Below are 20,777 nucleotides of genomic sequence, written 5' to 3' on the forward strand. Positions count from 1 at the left end.
TTACGATCACGGTCCTCCAGATCGCTAGTGTATTTTCTATCAGTTATGAAGTTATAGCCAGTCTCGGATCAAACTGGTTGGAGACATTTTTTTCAAGTGGAAGATATGACAGCCAGTCTGCGCTCCTGTGCGCAGTGCTGCTCACTTTTAGAACAAAGACAATGTAAAATCAGGGGACATCATCGTTATCTTTAGCTTTTATATCAATAAAACAGGTAGTTAGTCACAGCCAGTCAAAAGGCGAGATGCCGTTGATGGTAAACATGCACCTGCGGCAATATCTGGCGCCACCAATAATACGCGACGTAACCTGTCTTGAGTGAAGTAAACATCACCACCAACCTGTCCCAGGCCGAATATATAAGAAAATATATGTAAACTTATATTGCAGAGACAATCTTATAAATAAGTGTTATTGCATAGACTTAACACATCAATAAATAGATTAATCTCAATATTTCATCATGTATTATCCATGTCTGACATATTGAGTTCCGTCAGCCACGTATTCATATGCTCTTGCCACGACGGTAACTCAAGGCCAAACACTCTTGAGAAGCGATGGCTATCAAGCCTCGAATTCAAAGGACGAAGAGCCTGTTGCGGCCATTCATCTGAGCAAATTGCACGAATACTCACTTGATCTTTCAACTTGCCTAACCGATAGGCTTCGCTCACCAGAGCCGAGGCAAAACCATGCCAGCTTGTCTCACCCCGGCACACCAGATGGTATAGCCCAACCTTATTAGGTGAATTCAACACTTGCGACAGCGCCAATACAGATGCTCTCGCCAGCCAATCAACCCGGGTCGGAGCCCCCCACTGATCATCAACCACAGCAAGTGCCTGTCCCTGCGTGGCACGTGCCAAAATGGTACGAGCAAAGTGCCTGCCTTCCCCACCATACAACCAGCCAGTACGAATAATCAGATGGTGTGAGCACAGGCGTTGTATGGCCAGTTCACCAGCATACTTGCTCATTCCATAGACATTCAGAGGTCTGGGTTGATCAGTTTCAAGCCAAGGTCGAGTCCCTGTCCCATCAAACACATAATCCGTCGAAAAGTGCACCAGCAACGCCCCCGCATTCCTGGCTTCTCTCGCCATACACAACAAGGCCTGGTGATTTGCCATGTCGGCCAGTTCCTGCTCCCTTTCCGCCTCATCGACTGCCGTATAGGCAGCACAATTGATGATGACATCGGGGCGGCAAGCATCAATCCAGCTACACAAGACATCAGGAATCGTGATATCGCACTCTTCCCTTCCAGGCGCCTTTACTTGCCAATGAGGAAACGCCCGGCGCAGTGCAGAAAAAAGGGCTCGTCCCAACTGGCCACGAGCCCCCAACAACAAGATCCTCATCCGGGATCACCGAGCCCCAAAACCGGTCAGGATAGTCCGAATCGTTTTGAACACGATGAGAACATCCAGCCAGAGGGAGAAATGCTTGATGTAGTAAAAATCATGTTCGATCTTGATACGGGTATCATCAGCATCGGCTGCATAGCCATGCACGACCTGGGCCCAACCACTGATACCGGGTCGTACGATGTGACGATACATGTAGAAGGGTATTTCCCGTTCAAATTGGTCCACGAAAGTGCGCTGTTCCGGTCTCGGGCCTATCAGGCTCATGTCTCCCTTGAGCACATTGAAGAACTGAGGCAATTCATCAATGCGTAACTTGCGGATCACCTTGCCCACCCGAGTGACACGCATGTCCCCATCTTGCGCAAATTGAGCACCGTGCTGCTCGGAGTTCTGACACATGCTGCGGAATTTATAAATCCTGAAATCCCGGTTGCCCTTGCCCACTCGGTTTTGCAAAAACATCACCGGCCCCGGACTTTCAAGCTTGATCAACACGGCAGTGACCAGCATCAATGGTGAAAACAGTGGTATGGCAATCACTGCAGCCAGTATGTCAAGGCCCCGTTTGACACAGGCATAGACCGGAGAAGGCAGCAGAGAGCCGAGCTGGTTTTCATGCAGATGATCAATCTTCACCCTGCCCGTCAGGGTCTCACTGATCTGCTTGATGTGGTAAACAGGAATGTGGGCCAATGCACAACGGGCCAGGAAACGTTCCCATTCACCTGCCAGGTTGTCATCGCGCAAATCAGCCACGACGGCATCATAACGTATGGCCCCCAGATCCGGTTTGTCCAACAGACGCCACTCAACCCCGGTGTGATGCATGAGCGCCTGGTAGTCACCAAACGGGAGCAATGCATATTTGGGAGTACGGTAACGACGGCCGATAAAGTAGACCACCCAGCAGCAGAGCAGTGCAACGACATAAGATTCGAAAAGAACCTGTCTGCTATAAGGCAGGCGCAGGAAGAAGAGGACTCCTACGAGCGCCCCATAAAGAGTTGTCACCGTCGGGATCATATAGGCAACGGGGCTTGCTCCGGGATAACGCAGGAACCGATAAAGTACGATTCCGGTCAACAGGAAGGCTATGAAAGCCCCACCCAAGGTATTGACCCTGACGGCATCGAGATACTCCCAAAATCCCCACCCCCAACGCTCAAGGGCGGGCAAACACACAGCAAGCAAGGCTCCCAAGAAAAACAGAGAAGGAGGACTGAACAATACACGCTCATACCAGCGTGAGTGACGGCGTTGATAACTCAATGTATTACCCCATGAGCTTAAAGTTTGTGCACATTGCTTTCCAAAAGCGATTTTAAATCTATTTTTGCAAATAACCAAGACACTGATTCACAATAGACTTCGCTCCTTCCACACTATCAGACTCGGCATAACAGCGAAGCTCTGGTGCATTGCCTGAAGGTCGAAGATGCAATACATCTCCTCCGACAAATAAAATTCTCAAGCCGTCAGTTTGATCAACAGACATTATTTCAAACTCATCAAAATGCAATTTCAGCATGAGTTTGGCAATATCATTTTGCCCCAGCTCTATTATTTCTCTGCTTTTCTCTCTGGGAAAATCTTTGAGCCGGTCAGAGCAGGTAAATCTGTTGGGCAGCGCCTCAACCAATGCTGATATTCTGGAAGTCCGTGAACTGACAAACAATATCAAGGCTGGCAATACTGCATCCCGCGTTGGCAGAGGAGCCAAGGTTTGCCCATTGAACGTCACCTGACTACCAAGCAGGAATCCACCATTGGCTTCAAAACCAGCCACGGATCCATATTGAGCATTCAATATTGGAAACGCTTCCAGAACATAGGGTGAACCAATTTTGGTATGGGTCACATTGGCAAATTTTCCGGATTCACTGACGGCAGTATTGCAACTGACAGGAATAGCAACTGCTTCAATACCCATATTGGCGGCACAGAGCAGACCCAATATGTCACCTCTCAACCAGTTGCCTGACTCGTCAGCCACCAAGGGCCTGTCACCATCACCATCTGTCGAGAAAATCGCATCGAGATTATATTCATGGGACCATTTTCTGGCCTTCTCTTGATCAGCTTCGGAAACGGCTTCTGTATCGATGGGGACAAAAGTCTCGGTTCGCTCAAGAGAAATGACCTCGGCCCCCAATGCTGCAAAGAGCACGGCATAGAGGTCACGCCCCGCACTCGAGTGCTCATAGATACCAAGGCGCATACCAGTGAGTGGTGCATGCTGGAACAGCGATGTATAGCGCGCGATGTAGGCTTCGGCTGCATCATTTTTTGCACCCAGGCTCACCAGATTGTCTGCAACGCAAAAGGTTTCTTCTACCGAGATAATGGCCAGTTCGTCGCCCTTGGTTATCTCGCCATCGGGACGATAAAATTTAAGCCCGTTGCGATCAAATGGAATATGGCTGCCGGTCACCATGATGCAGGGGATAGCGTCATTCATAGCTTTGTAAGCCAATGCTGGTGTCGGGACAACGCCGTAATAGACAGGTTCCAATCCCATTGCCTCGAGGGCCGTTGCACAGGCCATTGCCATATCATAACTGCTTGGTCTGTTATCGATGGCGAGCGCGACCTGATTGAAGCGATAAGAAGTCCTCATCACGGCAACGAAGGCACAGGTAAATGCAAAACACACGGGTACTGTAAAATCGGTCACAAGACCTCGTGCACCACTGGTACCAAATTCAATACCACTGTGCTTGATCACGTCACGGCTCAAAAGATAGTCTTGCTTCATCATTTTTCTCCCCCATCAACTCGGCCATATTTATCACTAAAGCGAATGATATCATCCTCATCGAGATATTTTCCGGAGCGGATCTCGATCAACTCCAGGTCAACCTTGCCCGGGTTTTCAAGGGAGTGTATTGCACCTATTGGAATAAATGTGGATTCGTTTTCGGTGATCAGAAACTCACGTTCAGCATTGGTCACCTTCGCAGTACCTGAAACCACGATCCAGTGCTCTGCTCTGTGGTGATGCATTTGTGTTGATAGACGCTCGCCGGGTCTGATCAATATTTTTTTGACCTGATAGCCATTGCCGTCATCAATTGAGTCGTACTGACCCCATGGTCTATATACCTCGCGATGAGTGCTATATTCTTTGCGGTCACAGCGTTTCAATTCTTCGACTATCGACTTGACGTCCTGCACCTTGTCCTTGTTCGAAACGAGGATGGCATCCTTTGTTTGAATGATGACCAGATTATCCACGCCAATAGTGGAGACGAGGATGGACTCAGCAGAAACATAGTTATTATGGCTTTCGGTCAAGATAACATCGCCACGGCTAACATTACCGCATGCATCTTTATCCGATATTTCCCACAAGGATGACCATGAACCTACATCATTCCAGCCAGCATCCATTGGGATGACAACCGCATCCGAGGTTTTCTCCATAATGGCATAATCAATAGAGTCACTGGGACATTGCTTGAATTCATCGCTATTGATCCGGATAAAATCAAGATCACTTCTGACATCATTCATCGAGGCCATGCATGCATCGTATATATCAGGACGCGACTGTTTCAACTCGGCAAGATAACGGCGAGCACTGAACATAAACATGCCACTGTTCCAGTAATACTCTCCACTCGCCAGATAGCTCTTGGCAACATCCAGATTGGGCTTTTCGACGAATTGATTGACACAATATGCCTTTGCTTCATCCCGAGAGGCATCCAGTTCACTACCGCGATGAATGTAACCGTACCCCGTCTCCGGTGCGTTCGGAACAATTCCGAACGTGACCAGCTTGCCCGACGTGGCAAACGGAACGGCACTGTTGATTGCATTGGTAAATGCCTGTTGATCCTTGATCAAGTGATCTGCAGCCAACACCAGCAATATCGGGTCATGCGCATCATCCACATTTCTCAGGCTTTGTATTGCAGCCAACGCGATTGCCGGAGCAGTATTTCGTCCTGCCGGTTCCAGAATGATGTTATTGGCAAGGATATCGAGCTGACGAAGTTGCTCAGCCACGATAAAGCGATGCTTTTCATTACACAGGATCAGGGGAGCAGTACATTCAATATCAGCAAGCCTGTTTACTGTCTCTTGCAGCATTGAATTATTGCCATACAAATTAAGGAACTGTTTTGGGAAATGCTCACGAGACATGGGCCAAAGCCTGGAGCCAGAGCCCCCAGCCATGATTACGGGAATAACAGCCATATTAATTTTCACTTCTTGCCAACAAGTTATCAAGCCATGTAGATATGGACAACGCATCTACACTCAGCGCGGAATTCGACATCGCATCCAGGTACCGAGCACACTGTGAATCAGACCATCGTTTTCCTGTATTCCTGTCAACGACAACAATCTCTCTCATGTCTGCATGACAGAGTACTGCCGCATTCGTCGTTACTAATTGATGACCATCGCCCAAGGTTTCCCAAGTACGCATGGTGAGGCCGGTTTGATTGGCATTATGTATGTCGATGACATACTCACTGTGCTCAGCCACATCAGTAATTGCTGCCCTTGTCAGTGACTTGAATGTGAGCCACTCCTTGGGTGCGGTGCGCAAGGCAGGATCGAGAAGATAGTAAAATGCAAATTGCAATTTGCTCTGGAAAAATATTTTTACATATACACTGACATCATGTTCGTGGGAGAAGATGCGTTGCAAGACGCTTACACGATCACCATGATAACTACCGATGAAACTATATTTATATTTCTTTGCAACAGTATGAGTGTGGGATTTTTTATCCGAATAGAACAATGGCAAATAGCCATAGCCATACTTTTTGCAATCGGCGATATCAAATGTATATGCCGCATCGGCTTTGACTGCCAATAAAGGAAACGTCTTTATATTTGAAATGGAATCCCAGCTGTAACAGATCACTCTTGTTTTTGGATTGAGTTTTTTAATTTTCTCGATCAGACAAGGAGAGACACAAGTTCCCTTGACAATAATAACTTCAGCGATGCCAGAAAGCTTGTCAGAAATAGAGTTGAAAATTTCATCACTATATTTTTTGGCAGAAAAATGGGCATATCCAAGAATATTGAATTTTATCAATGCCTTTGCTAAAGAGGTGCATTTCGGCCGGTCAGAAAAAGAGAGAACCGATGTGTAACGGTGTTCAAGCTCTGCCGTAAGCAAATTTTTATAATCAAAAAAATCCGGGCATATCAAAACGGCACCAGCATTACTTCGCATCAACAGCCACCCATTGCCCACGTTGGAAATCAAACTGCTTAATCACTCTTGCCGGATTACCTACCGCAATGGAATTTGCCGGTATGTCTCTGGACACAACCGAATTTGCACCGATGATGGAAGACTTACCAATTGTGACGCCAGGCAACACGACTACACCCTCGCCAAGCCACACATTTGACTCAATCACAACCGGTTTGGTATGCAGCGTCCGCTCCCTGCTGATGGAATCAGGATGAGAGTGTTCTTCCCCGCTGTAGTTACCATGATTGAGGTCCGTGATAAACACCCGGCTAGCGATCAACACATCATCACCGATCACAATACTGTCGGCTGCAGCAATATGAACCGCATCATTGAGCTGGCAATTCAACCCTATGTCCAGGTTGATACCATCTGAGCCATGAGCCTCCAGCCGGCAATATCTTCCGGTGGTAAATCCTCTCCCCAAGCGGATCCTTGATGCTCCCCTGATCTCAAAAGGCCGCCGGATCAGACGAGCATTTCGAAAACACACTCTGGTGATGATGTATTCTACCATCAATCGAATACATCCCCAGAGACCATAGTGCTGGATATATTTTTTCATGATCTAGACAATCCCGTCTTTTATTATATTTTCTACACAATACTTGTTGATACCGGCCTGATTATAATGCGCAATAACCTCTTCCCGAGAGCCGGTCAGTTTTCCAGCCACTCTCTCTTGCAGCAACACATACAGGGACTGTTCATTGAGAATATACCCATTACAGCCATGTTTTATTTTTTTGTTAAAAAATGGAAGATCCGTCACCAGCACAGGAACACCAAATGCATTTGCGATGTCTATTTGTGATGTCGCCGTAACGGAACTATACATCGAATACATGTAGTCAGATACATGCAACTGAGCCACGACCTCTTCAGCATCAACAAATTTATTAATCCAGGTGACATTTCGCCCCTGTGTGGCCCGTAGATAAAGACCCTCAGAATATTTTTCCAGCGCCCCTCTACCCATGATGGTCAAGTGAATATCATCATCGCTGAATTTATCGAGAACCCGCCCCAGAATGTCCAACCCCTTGTAGGATGTGATGGCACCAAAGAAAAGTATCTCCAGCTTGGCTTGAGTACGCTCACCTTTAGTGTCGGTTTTGTTAACCAGGCACGCAAAATCTCCCGACATGGGTAAACAGGTTTTGGTTATTTTCTTCTTTGGGTAGCAAGCGACCGCTATCGATTCCAGCTCATCAGAGGCGACTATCATTCTGGCAGTTCTCAATGCCATGACGCGATCTGACAGAAAGTAATTCATGCCCCGCAAAAAGCCGGCTCTCTCGACATGCTTTATGAGTTCATGACCCCAAGCGACGACTTCAATCCTCCTATTCAGCAACATGGTCAGATAGGCAGAGAAAATACCTTGTGAGAAGATGACCACACGATCATATTTTTCATTGATCACTCTCGCCAACGCTAATACTGAACGAGCGGTCTTGATGGGACTCCGCAAGCTGTAATAAAAAAGATGCTCTGTATATTCAGTTTCTGCTGCTGGATTAGACGATGGAAATGCAAAAGAAACATCGTATTCTTCAAGCGCATGGGCCAGCCCGGTAAACGAAAACCACATGGCAGAGTCGCGGCCCGACATGGAAACAAATATGACTTTTTTATTTTGTGTAACCATGCTGATAGGTGCCCTCCTGAATGGCATGCTGGTCGGCTTGCAACAGTAAATATGTCTTTCCTATAGTCATGAAGAAAGAGATACAAACGAATAAACAGAGTGTTGTCATCTTCTTGTTTCCTTTTGCCATGGCAATTGATGGCAACAGGATCAACAAAGCAATCGGATACAGCCTGATCAAAACAGGGATAAATGTCATGAAGCAAAGAGCCACATAGAGCAGGGTCGGGAGCAAGCCACCTTGAGTTTTGAAAAACAGGAACGGCAAGATCATGAGCACTATCAACTGCAACGTCGCTACGTCCAGACGGATATTCAACGCGCCCAAGGCCTGATAATCATTGACTTTGCTTATGATCGCCGGCAAGGCAAGCATCAATATCATCAATCCCGCCATACCTAACAAAACCAGTACTTTGGCCTTTATCTTGTTCAAATAAATCAAGGTCATCACGATTGCAGAGAGGTGTGACATGACAGCCAGTATCATGAACGCATAAGAGGTTTTGTCTCTGTTCTTGAGATAAAGACAGACGGCTACCAGACCAAAGTGCAAAGATAAAGATTGGCGCAACAAATTCAATTCAAACGTGATGAACGAAATCGGAATGTACAGTCCCATCAGAAATATGAATTTGGTTTTGTCCAGTTTGAGACACGCATACGCAAACAGAATAAAACTAATCAGTCTCAGAGCGACTAAAAATTCTATGTAGTCGAGCCCAAACAGCTTGGCAGTAGCCAACAGCAAACCAAAGACTGGCTCAAAGGGAATGGAGAAGGGTGGCTCATAATAGGCCCACTGATATACATGATGATCCGGTCCGGCATCTATATGGAAAAAGATGAAGAACAGGAGAATATATAAAAATGCTCCTTTCAACATTCCTTCATCTTTTTCAGAGCAGATAGAGAGAAGTATCAGAGGAATATAAAGTAGCAGAACCAGATATAGTGTCATACATGCATACTACATTTTGAAGCCGTCAACCAGCCCCTTGATGAATCCCTGTCTTACTGCGCCAGCAGAAAGCAATATACGTCCCAACCGAGTGATGGCGGTATAGGAAATACTTATTTCTCTTTTTGGGAAAGGCAGATTCTTTTTAGCAAAATAAATTCTGTTTCGGGTCAGATGATACGCTCCGAAGAAACTCAAATCCCCCCCTGTTGATACGCTGACTTTATGTGATATCACTACATCCTGCTCGAGCTTTACTTTATAACCTGCAATATAAGCACGATACAGGAAGTCGGTATCATCATAATAAGCAAAATAGCGCTCATCCATCATGCCGACTTGCTTGAACACATCACTATTCACGATCAGAAAGCAGGTGGGTGCATAAGCATGATATTCATCAAATTTTGCTACTGCAGCTCTATCCATCCCTGCATAATCATGAGGAGCCAACGCCCGATACTCATCGAAATGTCCGCCGGCATACCAAAGCTTGCCTTCCGGATAATTCAATATCAACGGGCTGACGAGGCTTTCCCCATTGATGGCCACCTGCATCAACTTGTCAAAGACATCTGGCGCCTCAAAAAGAAGATCATTGTTGATGATCAAAACATATTCGCAACCATCCACCAAAGCGGCCTTAATTCCCTGATTGTTACCGGCCGCCACGCCGACATTGTTGCCCTGATTGTCGATGAAAGTAGTTTCAATACCGTACTGAGAGGCCAGCTCTCGTGCCAGACGAAGTGACTCGGGTTTAGAGCTGTTATCTATTACATAGAGGATAAAATTCTTATAAGTTTGACATGCCAAACTTCTAAAGAAGTCCTCCAAAACTTCTGGTGTATTATATAAGACAGTGATCAGCCCCAGTTTCGGCGATTTCATAATTTATACAGACTCCCAGCTTTGGCTGTCAAAATTGAATTTCTTTATCACTCTGGCTGGCGCTCCAGCCACAACGGTATAGTCCGGTACATCTTTGGTGACAACTGAGTTTGCGGCAACCACTGAATTCTTACCTACTGATGCCCCAATTACGCAGACATTTTCCCCCAACCATGCGCCTTCATTAATGGTAACCGGCCCTTTGCACAAAATCGGCTGATCTTTGATAGGAATACTAGTGTCATGATATTGGTGTATATTATCAGATATGTATACTTTATCTGCGATCAATACATTGTCACATATATTTACATTTTCTATAGAGACTATATGTGCATATCTTCCAATATATACGTCATTACCAATTTTTATATGAGGCTCTATATATTTATCAGTTTTTAAAGCTAAAATCCATAAGCCCTGCTGAAAATGGGTTCGTTCACCGATACTAATAAACTTCATACCTTGAAGCATATCTGGTTTGTATATTGTAGATTTGCGACCAATTCTCTTAAAACAAAAACAATAAATATAAAAACTCAGAATACCCTTAATTTTCCTGCATACTCTAAAGTAAAATTCGTACACAATCATTCCTTTTGATTATCTTTATATATTTTATTTAGATAAGAAGACAATTCTGCATCTTGTAACTCCCACCATGGCTTACCATCAATCATCTCAGGAATGGCTCTGTATTTAATTACACGGGCAGGAACCCCACCAACGACAGCAAAGGAAGGTATATCTTTTGTTACAACAGAACCTGCAGCAATGACGGCACCATCGCCAATATTAACACCATCTAAAATAATAGAGTCAGTCCCTATCCAAACGTCATTACCAATATTAATTCGCTTGGACTCTTCGTGACTTGGTAATGAATTAATGATGGAATCATCTATTAATTTATATGGAAAAATAGTTTTTATGGAATACAATGCAGGATGAGTGGATATCAAGTTCAGAGGGTGTACCCCCACTCCAACTCTCACACCATCAGCAATAGAACAAAAGGATCCTATCGTACAGTTATTTATATTTGCATAGCCGGCTATATATGTATACTTTCCTATATCTGAGTGGCTGACATTAGCCATACGGAAAAGTATAGTCTTATCAGAGAATGTTGATGTTCTATTTCGCATCTTATATAGTGATGACTTTATTATTATTTTTCTTTTACTAATGTATTTCTTAAATGCTGTTAACAAGCCGCTTAACATCTTTTATCCCCCGGATAATAAATATAGCAACAGGAATTAGTATTAGTAACTGTGCAATAATTACCATTAATGAATTGGAGTATGACTTGGAACTTTCTAGGAAAAAAACGTTAACTACAGCTGCCAATGGAAGAACAAAGAAAGCACTTGAAACTAGAGTATACTTTCTATCCAAATTACACTCTAATGTATATCGATATATATAAGCCAACATTAATATTAGTGCTGCGCCAGTTGTGGCATAGGCGATACCTAATGCGCCATACTCGCTTACAAAATATATCGATAGGCCAAAATTGAGAATACCTTCTGCTAATGGGTAATGAGATATGCTCAATTGCCTGCCTTCAGAGACCATCTTCATTCCATACGGAGATATAACCATTCTTATCGCAAAAGCCACAAGCAAGTAATTGAAAATTACATTTGTTTGTTCTGCTTTATCTATACCTATCCATATAGAAAGTACAAATCCAGATACATAATGAGATATGTTCACACCAACAATGATAAACAATGAGAACAAAAATGAAAGAGTAATTACTAACTTGTCGACATCATCTTTTCTCTGTAGTGAATTTAGTTTCACTATTGGTTGAATAATTGGATTTATTATAGCGCCAATGATTCCAACAATTGCGTTAATCATAGTTAGAGCAAGCATATAGTAGGCAAGGTTAGCGACATCATACTTACCAACTATGAACCCACCTGTCCCAGATATAAAATACTGGGCTAGGTTCCATATAGCTAAACCACCACAGAATGATAGTAATGACTTCATTCCTGAGCTTATTTTTAAACTAACGCCTTTGTTTTCTTTCCTTTTAAAACATAGGAAAATAACAGCATATGAGCATAGGTTAACCAAGAGGTATGCAATAGCCATAGGTAACAAGCCATACTTGGATGCAATGATTACTATTATTCCAAGAAACACTCTAGAAGTAAGGTTAACCAAGGCTAATATATCGTTCCTTTCGATTCCAGTAAAATAGCCAGAGAACACTGAAGAAATTAGGCCAAAAGAGAATGAAAGACAGACGATTATAAATGATATTTTATATTCACCCTCATCACTATGTACAATATGTGGCATAAAAAAACTAAAATTACTGACAACTACAGCAATTGTAATAAAAGAAAGAAGTAAACTGACAAGAGAAAGCACTAATGCATTTGACATTACTGCTTCGAATTCTGATTCATTTTTCGTGAATTTAGCTAAAGAAGTATACCTTCCAACTGCAATTTGGCTACCAAAGCCAAGTAAACTAATAAACAGTCCAGATTGCAGGATAAGGGACCAAACGGAAAATTGCTCCAATGAAAGATTTACTAATATAAAAGGGGATATAACTATCCCCAATATTACATTTGAAAAACCATTAATTATATTCGCTACTGAGTTCTTCAGCAGTCTATTAAACCCACTCATCAGTGTGCAGCCAAATGAGTTTTAAATTCTGCTATCATCAGCTCAATGTCTTCGAGTACATTCCTTGGTTGATAATCAGGGATGAAAGACATGATCTTAGTGATTGCTGTCTGAGGGAAGTTTTCATTCGGGAAAGCAATCTTATGCCACACGATTTCACATTCTGTGAATTTATGTAAGACATCCGCTATTTGCTTAGCCGTAATATTATATCCCGCAGCGATATTGATGATTTGTCCCACACTCTCAGGATGAGTGGCCAAGGTTATACAGGCGCGGGCAACATCCGTGACCGAAACGTAATCTTTTGCATAATCCTGGTCAATATACATATCGACCTTGCCGTGATTGATTGCATTACGGGTGATCGCCGGCAGGAAGAGCGGACTGTGCAGAGCAACACCATAGACATTGCTTGGTCTGACAATAGTGATATCGCGCCCACTTTTCAGGCACAGTTCTTCTGATACCAGCTTGGTCAGGTTGAACAACCGGCGCTGATCATCGGAACATACTTTCAGGTCATCTCCTTCTGCCGCCGAGTCCTGGTTCATGTATACACGGGTGGAAGAGACATAAAGGAGACGCTCAAACTTGCCTCGTGCCAGCAGATCGGCCAGCAAACGACAATTGGCATCAAACACCCCCAGCGGAGCATTCTTGCAGTCACCCTGTCCCGCACTGTAGATCACAGTCCCCAGATCGGTGTCGAATACACTTTCATCATCGCGCGGCGGCACCCAGACATTCTGGCCAGCAGCTTCCAGCATGCTGACGATCTCGCTGCCGATAAAGCCCCGCCCGCCAAACACTGTGTAACGTTTCATGCTCACCACCCATTCACCAGGTTGTCACGGATCTGGGCCAGCGTGGGTTGCACACTGTCTTTCGGTGACAACAGTGGCGCCGTCAACGGCCACTCTATCCCCAGCGCGGGATCATTCCACAGCAACCCGCTTTCATCGGTCGGGTCATAGTAATCGGTACATTTGTATTGGAAATCGGCCGTTTCACTCAGTACGCAGAAACCATGGGCAAATCCAGGCGGAATGTAAAACTGAACCTTGTTTTCTCCTGTCAGCAAGACAGATTCATGCTGACCAAAGGTAGGAGAGCCTGGCCTTAAATCAACAGCAACATCAAATACACGACCCTGGGTCACAGTGACCAGTTTTCCCTGTGGCTTGGTTTTCTGGAAATGCAGACCACGCAGTACATTTTGTGTAGAACGCGAGCGGTTGTCCTGGACAAAATCCGCCGTGATTCCGGCGGCCTTGTAACGCACTTCCTGGTAAGTTTCATAAAAGAAACCGCGCTCATCGCCAAACACTTTCGGCTCAATAATCAGCAGGTCTGCAATTTTTGTTTTGATTACATTCATGTCGATATCTCTTATTTGATCAGACTCAACAAATACTTGCCATAACCAGTTTTCACCATGCTGCTGCCAATAGCCTTGATTTGGTCACGGTTCAACCAGCCATTGTTAAGCGCAATCTCTTCAAGACATGCGATCTTGAATCCCTGACGCTTTTCAACGGTTTGCACGAACTGAGAAGCTTCAATCAGAGAGTCATGGGTACCGGTATCAAGCCATGCGAAGCCACGGCCCAGCTGTTCTACCTTCAGCTGGCCACGATCCAGATATGCCTGGTTGACGCTGGTGATTTCGAGCTCACCACGCTCAGACGGCTTGATGCTCTTGGCGATCTCGATGACGGAGTTGTCATAGAAGTACAAACCGGTGACAGCCCAGTTCGATTTCGGTTTTACCGGTTTTTCCTCAATGGACTTGGCACGGAATTCTTCATCGAATTCAACGACGCCAAAACGCTCGGGATCCATAACCTTGTAACCAAAGACGGTGGCCCCTTCCTGATTGGCTATCGCCTTTTGCAACTGCTTGCCGAAGGCCTGACCAAAAAAGATATTGTCGCCAAGCACCAAGCAGACGCTGTCCTGGCCGATGAACTCCTCACCCAGAATAAAGGCCTGGGCCAGTCCGTCCGGTGACGGTTGAACCGTGTATTGCAGATTGATGCCGAACTGCTCACCGTTGCCAAGCAGGCGCTGGAAACTTTCCGAATCCTCGGGCGTCGTGATGATCAAAATATCCTTGATACCTGCCAACATGAGCACCGAGAGGGGATAGTAAATCATCGGCTTGTCATAAATCGGCAGCAGTTGCTTGGAAATGCCACGCGTGATGGGGTGAAGACGAGAGCCTGAACCACCTGCCAGAATAATACCTTTCATTACTTCTTCTCCCCGTACTGCTGATCGATCCAGGACTGATAGGATCCACTCTTCACGTTGTTGACCCACTGCTGGTTATCCAGATACCACTGCACTGTCTTGCGGATACCGGATTCAAAGGTTTCTTGCGGTTGCCAGGCGAGCTCGGCGCTCATCTTGCTGGCATCAATGGCATAACGGCGGTCATGGCCAGGGCGGTCGGCCACATAGGTGATTTGATCGCGGTAGGAGCCGGCCTTGGGCACCATTTCATCCAGCAGATCGCAGATGGTATGCACGACTTCCAGATTCTGTTTCTCGTTATGACCGCCGATGTTGTAGGTCTCGCCGATGGCACCTGTGGTAACCACGGTATAAAGCGCGCGGGCGTGATCTTCCACATAGAGCCAGTCACGGATCTGGTCACCCTTGCCATACACCGGCAGCGGTTTGCCATCCAGCGCGTTGAGGATCACCAGCGGGATCAGCTTCTCGGGGAAGTGATAAGGACCGTAGTTGTTGGAGCAGTTGGTGACGATGGTCGGCAGGCCGTAAGTACGACGCCAGGCGCGCACCAGATGGTCACTGGAAGCCTTGGAGGCAGAATAGGGGCTGCTGGGCGCATAGGGGGTGGTTTCGGTGAAGAGCGGCAGTGCCACACCGGGGGCCACTTCATCCGGATGGGGCAGGTCGCCATACACCTCGTCAGTGGAGATATGGTGGAAGCGGAAGGCCGCCTTGCGTACCTCATCCAGGCCGTTCCAGTAGGCGCGAGCCGCTTCCAGCAGCATGTAGGTGCCGACGATGTTGGTCTCGATGAAGTCGGCGGGGCCGGTGATGGAGCGGTCAACATGGCTCTCGGCGGCCAGGTGCATCACGGCATCTGGCTGGTGCAGGGCAAACACTCGATCCAGCTCGGCGCGGTTGCAGATATCCACCTGTTCAAAGGCATAACGTTCACTGTTTGCGACACTGGCCAAGGATTCCAGATTGCCCGCATAGGTGAGTTTGTCGAGGTTGATAACTGAGTCGTTGGTATCCCGGATGATATGACGAACAACCGCCGAGCCGATAAAGCCAGCGCCACCAGTGACAAGAATTTTCATAGGTATGCTCTTGAAAATTAATAGAAATTTGGTTCTTTCTTGAACCTGTTACGAATAGTTCATGGCAGTGGAAACGCTCGCTCAAGCGGCAAATTTCTGGCACCAACCAAGAAAAAGACAATAGCTACCGCCCCTGAGTTACAGCCCCCAGATTGCTGCTTTAACCGGATTGTGTGCGTTGCTGGCCATGATGCCCTCCAGCTTGGGATAGTCCTGTCACCGTCCATGATGACAAAATGTTGGTCTGTACGAGAGATGCTGACCGCCTGACAAGGAACAACGAAGAAAGTTCCATGCCCCTCAATGGCAAAATGTGGATTCTAGCGTCTTTCCTAGTGGCTTGAACAGCCAAAACAACCGCATTCGCCGTGGTAGATCTGCTGCTTGTTCATTAATTCTCCAGGCTCGGCCCCTGTAAAAAACATGTTGTTTTACCATGACAAAAGAGGCCGATTGACACTCTGTTGAGCAACGCTCAGTGAGACGCCATGACAAGGGGCAACAGCGGATAGCAGGCAAGGCATGGTATCACTCCTCCCCCACTTGCTCCCCTCTGTTGATACAGTGCCCATTACCCGAACGACGTATTATGTCACTCAGGTTTCATATGTATATGTTTTTGCTCAAAAGAAACGGGGCGAACCCGATGGTTCGCCCCGTATTGACCTGCTGATGGAAGGTATGAGTGTGCCTACTGCTGACGCTCGCCCTTGTCACCCTCGGTATCGGTGGCTTGCCAGCCGCCGCCGACGGCCTTGTAGAGCGCAACCTGGTTGCTCAGCTGCGCCAGACGGGTACTGATCAGCCCCTGCTTGGCACTGAACAGCGAACGCTGGGCATCAAGCCGGGTGAGATAGCTGTCCACCCCCTTCTCGTAGCGCACTTCCGCCAGCTTGAAGTAGGTCTGGTTTGCTTCCACCAGTGCCTGCTGCGCCTGCAGTTGCTGCTGGTAGTCAGCCTGGGCGCCGAGCGTATCCGCTACTTCCTTGAATGCGGTCTGGATGCTCTTCTCATAGCTCGCCACCGCCTGCCTGGTGCTCACCTCGGCCACGTCCAGATCCGCGATGCGCTTGCCGCCGTCAAAAATCGGCAGGTTGATCTGCGGCATGAAGGTCCAGGTGCCGGTGCCGCCGTCAAACAGTCCGCTCAACTGGTTGCTGGCGGTGCCCGCCGTCGCGGTCAGCGAAATGGTCGGGAAGAAGGCCGCACGGGCGGCGCCGATATTGGCATTGGCCGCCTTCAGGCTGTGCTCGGCCGCCAGGATGTCCGGGCGCTGTTGCAGCAGACTGGATGGAGCACCCACCGGGATGCCCGCCAGCTGCACCTCGGCCAGGGTTGCCGGCTGGGTCATCAGCGCGGGGACGCCGGTCCCAAGCAGCAGCGCCAGGCCGTTGCGATCCTGCTTCACCTGCCGTTGATACTGGGCCAGGCTCACCTTGGCGCTTTCCAGCGCGGTACGGCCCTGGGCCAGCTCCATTTCGGAGGCGGCCCCCAGCCGGTACTTGTGCTCGGTCAGTCCATAGCTCTCCTGCTCGGTCACCAGGGTCGCCTCGCTCAGCGCGAGCAACTCCTGATCCGCCAGCAGGGTGAGATAGGCGTTGGCCACCGAGGCGATCAGCGCGATCTGGGTGCTGCGCTGGGTCTCCACCTGCGCCAGATAGTTTTCCAGTGCCTGATCTTTGAGGCTCTGGATCCGGCCGAACAGGTCCAGCTCATAGGAGGTGATGCCGATGTTGGCGCCGTACTGGCTGCTGATGGTGCCCTGCCCCGTGCTGCTGAGATCGTCTGATCCCTGCTGACGGGTACCCGAGCCATTGGCCGCCAGGGTCGGCAGCTGGGCCGCCCGCTGGATCCGGTATCTGGCCTCGTAGGCCTCCACGTTGAGGGCCGCGATGCGCAGATCCCGGTTGTTCTCAAGAGCCGTGGCGATCAACTGCTGCAGGGCGGGATCCAGAAACTGCTGGCGCCAGGGGGAGACTGCCGCCTCCCCTGCCTGGTTGTTCTGCCAGGTGGCACCTTGCGGCAGCGCCGGGCGCTGGTAATCGGGGGCCATGGAACAGCCCCCCAGCAGCAGCGTCACGCTCAGGGCGATCAGGGTCTTAGTCATGTTTGATCTCCTCGGCATGGGCCAGACGCGCCTGCTTGGTGCTGTGCTTGGTGAAATAGCGCATAACCAGCACGAAGAACAGCGGCACGAAGAAGATGGCCAGCACGGTGGCACTGATCATCCCCCCATCACGCCGGTACCGATGGCGTTACGGCTGCTGGCGCCGGCCCCGGTACTGATCACCAGCGGCAATACGCCGAGGATGAAGGCGAGCGAGGTCATCAGGATCGGACGCAGACGCAGGCGCGCCGCCTCCACCACGGCTTCGCTCAGCCCCATGCCCCTGTCATAGAGCTCCTTGGCGAACTCGACGATGAGGATCGCGTTCTTGGCTGACAAACCGATGGTGGTGAGCAGGCCCACCTGGAAGTAGACGTCGTTCTCCAGCCCGCGCAGGGTGGCGGCCACAATGGCCCCCAGCACCCCGAGCGGCACCACCAGCATCACCGAGAACGGAATGCTCCAGCTCTCGTAGAGGGCGGCCAGACAGAGGAACACCACCAGCAGGGAGATGGCGTACAGGGCCGGCGCCTGAGAGCCCGCCTGCCGCTCCTGATAGGAGAGACCGGTCCACTCGATGCCGATGCCTTCCGGCAGTTGCTTCACCATCTGCTCGATGGCGGCCATGGCGTCACCGGTACTCTTGCCCGGCGCTGCTTCCCCGACGATCTCCATCGCCGGCACGCCGTTGTAACGCTCCAGCCGTGGCGAGCCGAAGCTCCAGTCGGTGCTGGCAAAGGCGGAGAAGGGCACCATCTGACCGGCGCTGTTGCGCACGTACCAAAGCTTGAGATCCTCCGGGTTCATCCGAAAGGGGGCATCCGCCTGCAGATAGACCTTCTTGACCCGGCCTCTGTCGACGAAGTCGTTCACATAGGCAGAGCCCCAGGCACTGGAGAGCGTGCTGTTGATGTCGCTGATGGAGAGCCCCTGCGCCAACGCCTTCTCGTAGTCGATCTTGATGTCGAGCTGGGGGTATCTTCCATCCCGTTCGGGCGCACTCGTACCAGGTTGGGATCCTGCGCCGCCATGCCGAGCAGCTGGTTGCGCGCCGCCATCAGCTTGTCGTGGCCCACGCCGGCCCGATCCTGCAGGAAGAAGTCAAAACCGGTCGCCGTTCCCAGTTCCGGGATCGGAGGCAGGTTGAAGGCGAACACCTGGGCTTCCTTGATGCTGAACAGGTAGCCCATGGCACGGCCGATGATGGCATTGGCGCTGCGATCGGGCGTGTTGCGCTCCTTCCAGTCTTTCAGCTTGATGAACGCCATGCCGCTGTTCTGACCGCTACCGGCGAAGCTGAAGCCCGCCACCGTCAGCACGGAGTCGACATTGTCCTTCTCGTTTTTCATGAAGTAGTCGCGCATGTCGGCCAGCACCACCTCGGTGCGCTGCTTGGTCGCTCCGACCGGCAGTTGCACCATGGACATGATGACCCCCTGATCCTCTTCCGGCAGGAAGGAGGTGGGCATGCGCATGAACAGGATGGCCAGTACCGCCAGCATGGCGGCGTAGATGATGCCGTAGCGCACCCCTTGCTTGACCACCTTGCGCACGCCGCTCTGGTAGCGGTTGGCGCTGGCGTCGAAGGCCCGGTTGAACCAGCCGAAGAAACCGCGCTTGGCACCGAACTCGCCATGCTTGATGGGCTTGAGCAGGGTGGCGCACAGGGCTGGGGTCAGGATCAGCGCTACCAGCACCGACAGCACCATGGCCGAGACGATGGTGAGCGAGAACTGGCGATAGATGGCACCGGTCGAACCGCCGAAGAAGGCCATCGGCACGAACACCGCCGAGAGCACCAGGGCGATCCCCACCAGGGCACCGGTGATCTGGGTCATGGACTTGCGGGTCGCCTCGAGCGGAGAGAGATCCTCCTCGCTCATCAGGCGCTCCACGTTCTCCACCACCACGATGGCGTCATCCACCAACAGGCCGATGGCCAGCACCAGACCGAACATGGTCAGGGTGTTGATGGAGAAGCCGAACGCCGACATGACACCGAAGGTTCCCAGCAGCACCACGGGCACCGCGATGGTCGGGATCAGGGTGGCGCGGAAGTTCTGCAGGAACAGATACATCACGCAGAACACCAGGAAGATCGCCTCCACCAGGGTCTGTACCACCTCCTCGATGGAGATCTTCACGAACGGTGTGGTGTCGTACGGGTAGACAATCTCCATGTTGGCCGGGAAGTAGGTGGAGAGCTCATTCAGCTTGCCACGCACCTTCTCGGCGGTATCCAGCGCGTTGGCACCGGTCGCCAGCTTGATGGCGACCGCCGCGGTGGACTGACCGTTGTAGAGCGCCTCGGCATCGTAGCTTTCACCGGCCAGTTCGACCCGGGCCACGTCTTTGAGCCGCACCTTGGAGCCGTCCTGGTTCACCCGCAGCAGGATGTCGTTGAACTCCTCCACGGTGGAGAGCCGGGTCTGCCCCATGATGGTGGCGGTAAACTGCTGATCGCTCACCGCCGGGGTGCCCCCCAGCTTGCCGAAGGCCACCTGGGTATTCTGCGCCTTGATGGCGGCCTGTACGTCACCCGGGGTCATCTGCACCCGGTT

At 49.4% G+C, this 20,777-nt stretch carries 17 protein-coding genes and 1 pseudogene; all 18 read right to left on the minus strand.

Translation table 11 applies throughout. From position 1 onward, the window contains the following. Positions 1 to 462: 462 nt before the first annotated feature. A complete protein-coding gene (gene rfbD, locus E5E96_RS22325) occupies positions 463 to 1,365 on the minus strand; it encodes a dTDP-4-dehydrorhamnose reductase (RefSeq protein ID WP_171283180.1) in 903 nt (300 codons plus the stop codon). Positions 1,366 to 1,371: 6 nt separating this feature from the next. After that, positions 1,372 to 2,643: a sugar transferase gene (locus E5E96_RS22330; RefSeq protein WP_026080409.1), complete on the minus strand. Its 1,272-nt coding sequence runs from the start codon at positions 2,641 to 2,643 to the stop codon at positions 1,372 to 1,374. A 58-nt stretch (positions 2,644 to 2,701) separates the two neighbouring features. Further along, complete coding sequence (locus E5E96_RS22335) at positions 2,702 to 4,129, minus strand: phosphomannomutase (protein ID WP_171283181.1); 1,428 nt, start codon at positions 4,127 to 4,129, stop codon at positions 2,702 to 2,704. Continuing rightward, positions 4,129 to 5,577, minus strand: a complete 1,449-nt coding sequence (locus E5E96_RS22340) for a mannose-1-phosphate guanylyltransferase/mannose-6-phosphate isomerase (RefSeq protein ID WP_171283182.1) — start codon at positions 5,575 to 5,577, stop codon at positions 4,129 to 4,131. The genes E5E96_RS22335 and E5E96_RS22340 overlap by 1 nt, the downstream gene beginning before the upstream one ends. A 1-nt stretch (position 5,578) precedes the next feature. Then, positions 5,579 to 6,577: a hypothetical protein gene (locus E5E96_RS22345; RefSeq protein ID WP_171283183.1), complete on the minus strand. Its 999-nt coding sequence runs from the start codon at positions 6,575 to 6,577 to the stop codon at positions 5,579 to 5,581. After that, positions 6,567 to 7,166 (minus strand): DapH/DapD/GlmU-related protein, encoded by a 600-nt coding sequence (locus E5E96_RS22350; protein ID WP_080602770.1) that lies wholly within the window; start codon positions 7,164 to 7,166, stop codon positions 6,567 to 6,569. Before E5E96_RS22350 ends, E5E96_RS22345 begins: the two co-directional genes overlap by 11 nt. A gap of 3 nt (positions 7,167 to 7,169) precedes the next feature. Further along, on the minus strand, positions 7,170 to 8,252 hold the full coding sequence (locus tag E5E96_RS22355; RefSeq protein WP_253264687.1) for a glycosyltransferase: 1,083 nt from the start codon (positions 8,250 to 8,252) through the stop codon (positions 7,170 to 7,172). Beyond that, positions 8,236 to 9,138 (minus strand): EpsG family protein, encoded by a 903-nt coding sequence (locus tag E5E96_RS22360; protein WP_171283184.1) that lies wholly within the window; start codon positions 9,136 to 9,138, stop codon positions 8,236 to 8,238. Before E5E96_RS22360 ends, E5E96_RS22355 begins: the two co-directional genes overlap by 17 nt. Positions 9,139 to 9,222: 84 nt before the next feature. Beyond that, on the minus strand, positions 9,223 to 10,104 hold the full coding sequence (locus E5E96_RS22365; protein WP_171283185.1) for a glycosyltransferase family 2 protein: 882 nt from the start codon (positions 10,102 to 10,104) through the stop codon (positions 9,223 to 9,225). A gap of 3 nt (positions 10,105 to 10,107) precedes the next feature. Next, positions 10,108 to 10,692 carry a DapH/DapD/GlmU-related protein gene (locus tag E5E96_RS22370; protein WP_171283186.1) on the minus strand — a complete coding sequence of 195 codons (585 nt, stop codon included), beginning with the start codon at positions 10,690 to 10,692 and terminating at the stop codon, positions 10,108 to 10,110. Between the two features lie 2 nt (positions 10,693 to 10,694). After that, on the minus strand, positions 10,695 to 11,330 hold the full coding sequence (locus tag E5E96_RS22800) for a CatB-related O-acetyltransferase (RefSeq protein WP_301271277.1): 636 nt from the start codon (positions 11,328 to 11,330) through the stop codon (positions 10,695 to 10,697). Beyond that, positions 11,302 to 12,768: an oligosaccharide flippase family protein gene (locus E5E96_RS22380; protein ID WP_171283187.1), complete on the minus strand. Its 1,467-nt coding sequence runs from the start codon at positions 12,766 to 12,768 to the stop codon at positions 11,302 to 11,304. Before E5E96_RS22380 ends, E5E96_RS22800 begins: the two co-directional genes overlap by 29 nt. Further along, positions 12,768 to 13,595, minus strand: coding sequence for an NAD(P)-dependent oxidoreductase (locus tag E5E96_RS22385; RefSeq protein ID WP_171281272.1), 828 nt, complete (start codon positions 13,593 to 13,595; stop codon positions 12,768 to 12,770). Before E5E96_RS22385 ends, E5E96_RS22380 begins: the two co-directional genes overlap by 1 nt. Before the next feature lie 2 nt (positions 13,596 to 13,597). Further along, the gene (gene rfbC, locus E5E96_RS22390; protein ID WP_171283188.1) at positions 13,598 to 14,149 is read right to left on the minus strand and encodes a dTDP-4-dehydrorhamnose 3,5-epimerase; all 552 of its coding nucleotides are present in this window, start codon (positions 14,147 to 14,149) and stop codon (positions 13,598 to 13,600) included. Positions 14,150 to 14,160: 11 nt separating this feature from the next. Then, positions 14,161 to 15,024, minus strand: a complete 864-nt coding sequence (gene rfbA, locus E5E96_RS22395; protein ID WP_017410381.1) for a glucose-1-phosphate thymidylyltransferase RfbA — start codon at positions 15,022 to 15,024, stop codon at positions 14,161 to 14,163. Further along, positions 15,024 to 16,109 (minus strand): dTDP-glucose 4,6-dehydratase, encoded by a 1,086-nt coding sequence (rfbB, locus tag E5E96_RS22400; RefSeq protein WP_171281273.1) that lies wholly within the window; start codon positions 16,107 to 16,109, stop codon positions 15,024 to 15,026. Before rfbB ends, rfbA begins: the two co-directional genes overlap by 1 nt. A 691-nt stretch (positions 16,110 to 16,800) precedes the next feature. After that, positions 16,801 to 18,216, minus strand: a complete 1,416-nt coding sequence (locus E5E96_RS22405; RefSeq protein WP_171281274.1) for an efflux transporter outer membrane subunit — start codon at positions 18,214 to 18,216, stop codon at positions 16,801 to 16,803. Then, a pseudogene (locus E5E96_RS22410) lies at positions 18,209 to 20,777 on the minus strand (efflux RND transporter permease subunit); the annotation flags it as partial. The pseudogene E5E96_RS22410 and the gene E5E96_RS22405, both read right to left, overlap by 8 nt.

The organism is Aeromonas sp. 1805, assembly GCF_013085525.1.
Taxonomy (GTDB): Bacteria; Pseudomonadota; Gammaproteobacteria; order Enterobacterales; family Aeromonadaceae; genus Aeromonas; species Aeromonas hydrophila.

Excerpts from the sequence above, each read along its gene's own strand:
- rfbD (WP_171283180.1), bottom strand. The coding sequence starts at position 1,365 with ATGAGGATCTTGTTGTTGGGGGCTCGTGGCCAGTTGGGACGAGCCCTT.
- E5E96_RS22335 (WP_171283181.1), bottom strand. The coding sequence starts at position 4,129 with ATGAAGCAAGACTATCTTTTGAGCCGTGACGTGATCAAGCACAGTGGT.
- E5E96_RS22340 (WP_171283182.1), bottom strand. The coding sequence starts at position 5,577 with ATGGCTGTTATTCCCGTAATCATGGCTGGGGGCTCTGGCTCCAGGCTT.
- E5E96_RS22345 (WP_171283183.1), bottom strand. The coding sequence starts at position 6,577 with ATGCGAAGTAATGCTGGTGCCGTTTTGATATGCCCGGATTTTTTTGAT.
- E5E96_RS22350 (WP_080602770.1), bottom strand. The coding sequence starts at position 7,166 with ATGAAAAAATATATCCAGCACTATGGTCTCTGGGGATGTATTCGATTG.
- E5E96_RS22355 (WP_253264687.1), bottom strand. The coding sequence starts at position 8,252 with ATGGTTACACAAAATAAAAAAGTCATATTTGTTTCCATGTCGGGCCGC.
- E5E96_RS22360 (WP_171283184.1), bottom strand. The coding sequence starts at position 9,138 with ATGTTGAAAGGAGCATTTTTATATATTCTCCTGTTCTTCATCTTTTTC.
- E5E96_RS22365 (WP_171283185.1), bottom strand. The coding sequence starts at position 10,104 with ATGAAATCGCCGAAACTGGGGCTGATCACTGTCTTATATAATACACCA.
- E5E96_RS22800 (WP_301271277.1), bottom strand. The coding sequence starts at position 11,330 with ATGTTAAGCGGCTTGTTAACAGCATTTAAGAAATACATTAGTAAAAGA.
- E5E96_RS22380 (WP_171283187.1), bottom strand. The coding sequence starts at position 12,768 with ATGAGTGGGTTTAATAGACTGCTGAAGAACTCAGTAGCGAATATAATT.
- E5E96_RS22385 (WP_171281272.1), bottom strand. The coding sequence starts at position 13,595 with ATGAAACGTTACACAGTGTTTGGCGGGCGGGGCTTTATCGGCAGCGAG.
- rfbC (WP_171283188.1), bottom strand. The coding sequence starts at position 14,149 with ATGAATGTAATCAAAACAAAAATTGCAGACCTGCTGATTATTGAGCCG.
- rfbA (WP_017410381.1), bottom strand. The coding sequence starts at position 15,024 with ATGAAAGGTATTATTCTGGCAGGTGGTTCAGGCTCTCGTCTTCACCCC.
- rfbB (WP_171281273.1), bottom strand. The coding sequence starts at position 16,109 with ATGAAAATTCTTGTCACTGGTGGCGCTGGCTTTATCGGCTCGGCGGTT.
- E5E96_RS22405 (WP_171281274.1), bottom strand. The coding sequence starts at position 18,216 with ATGACTAAGACCCTGATCGCCCTGAGCGTGACGCTGCTGCTGGGGGGC.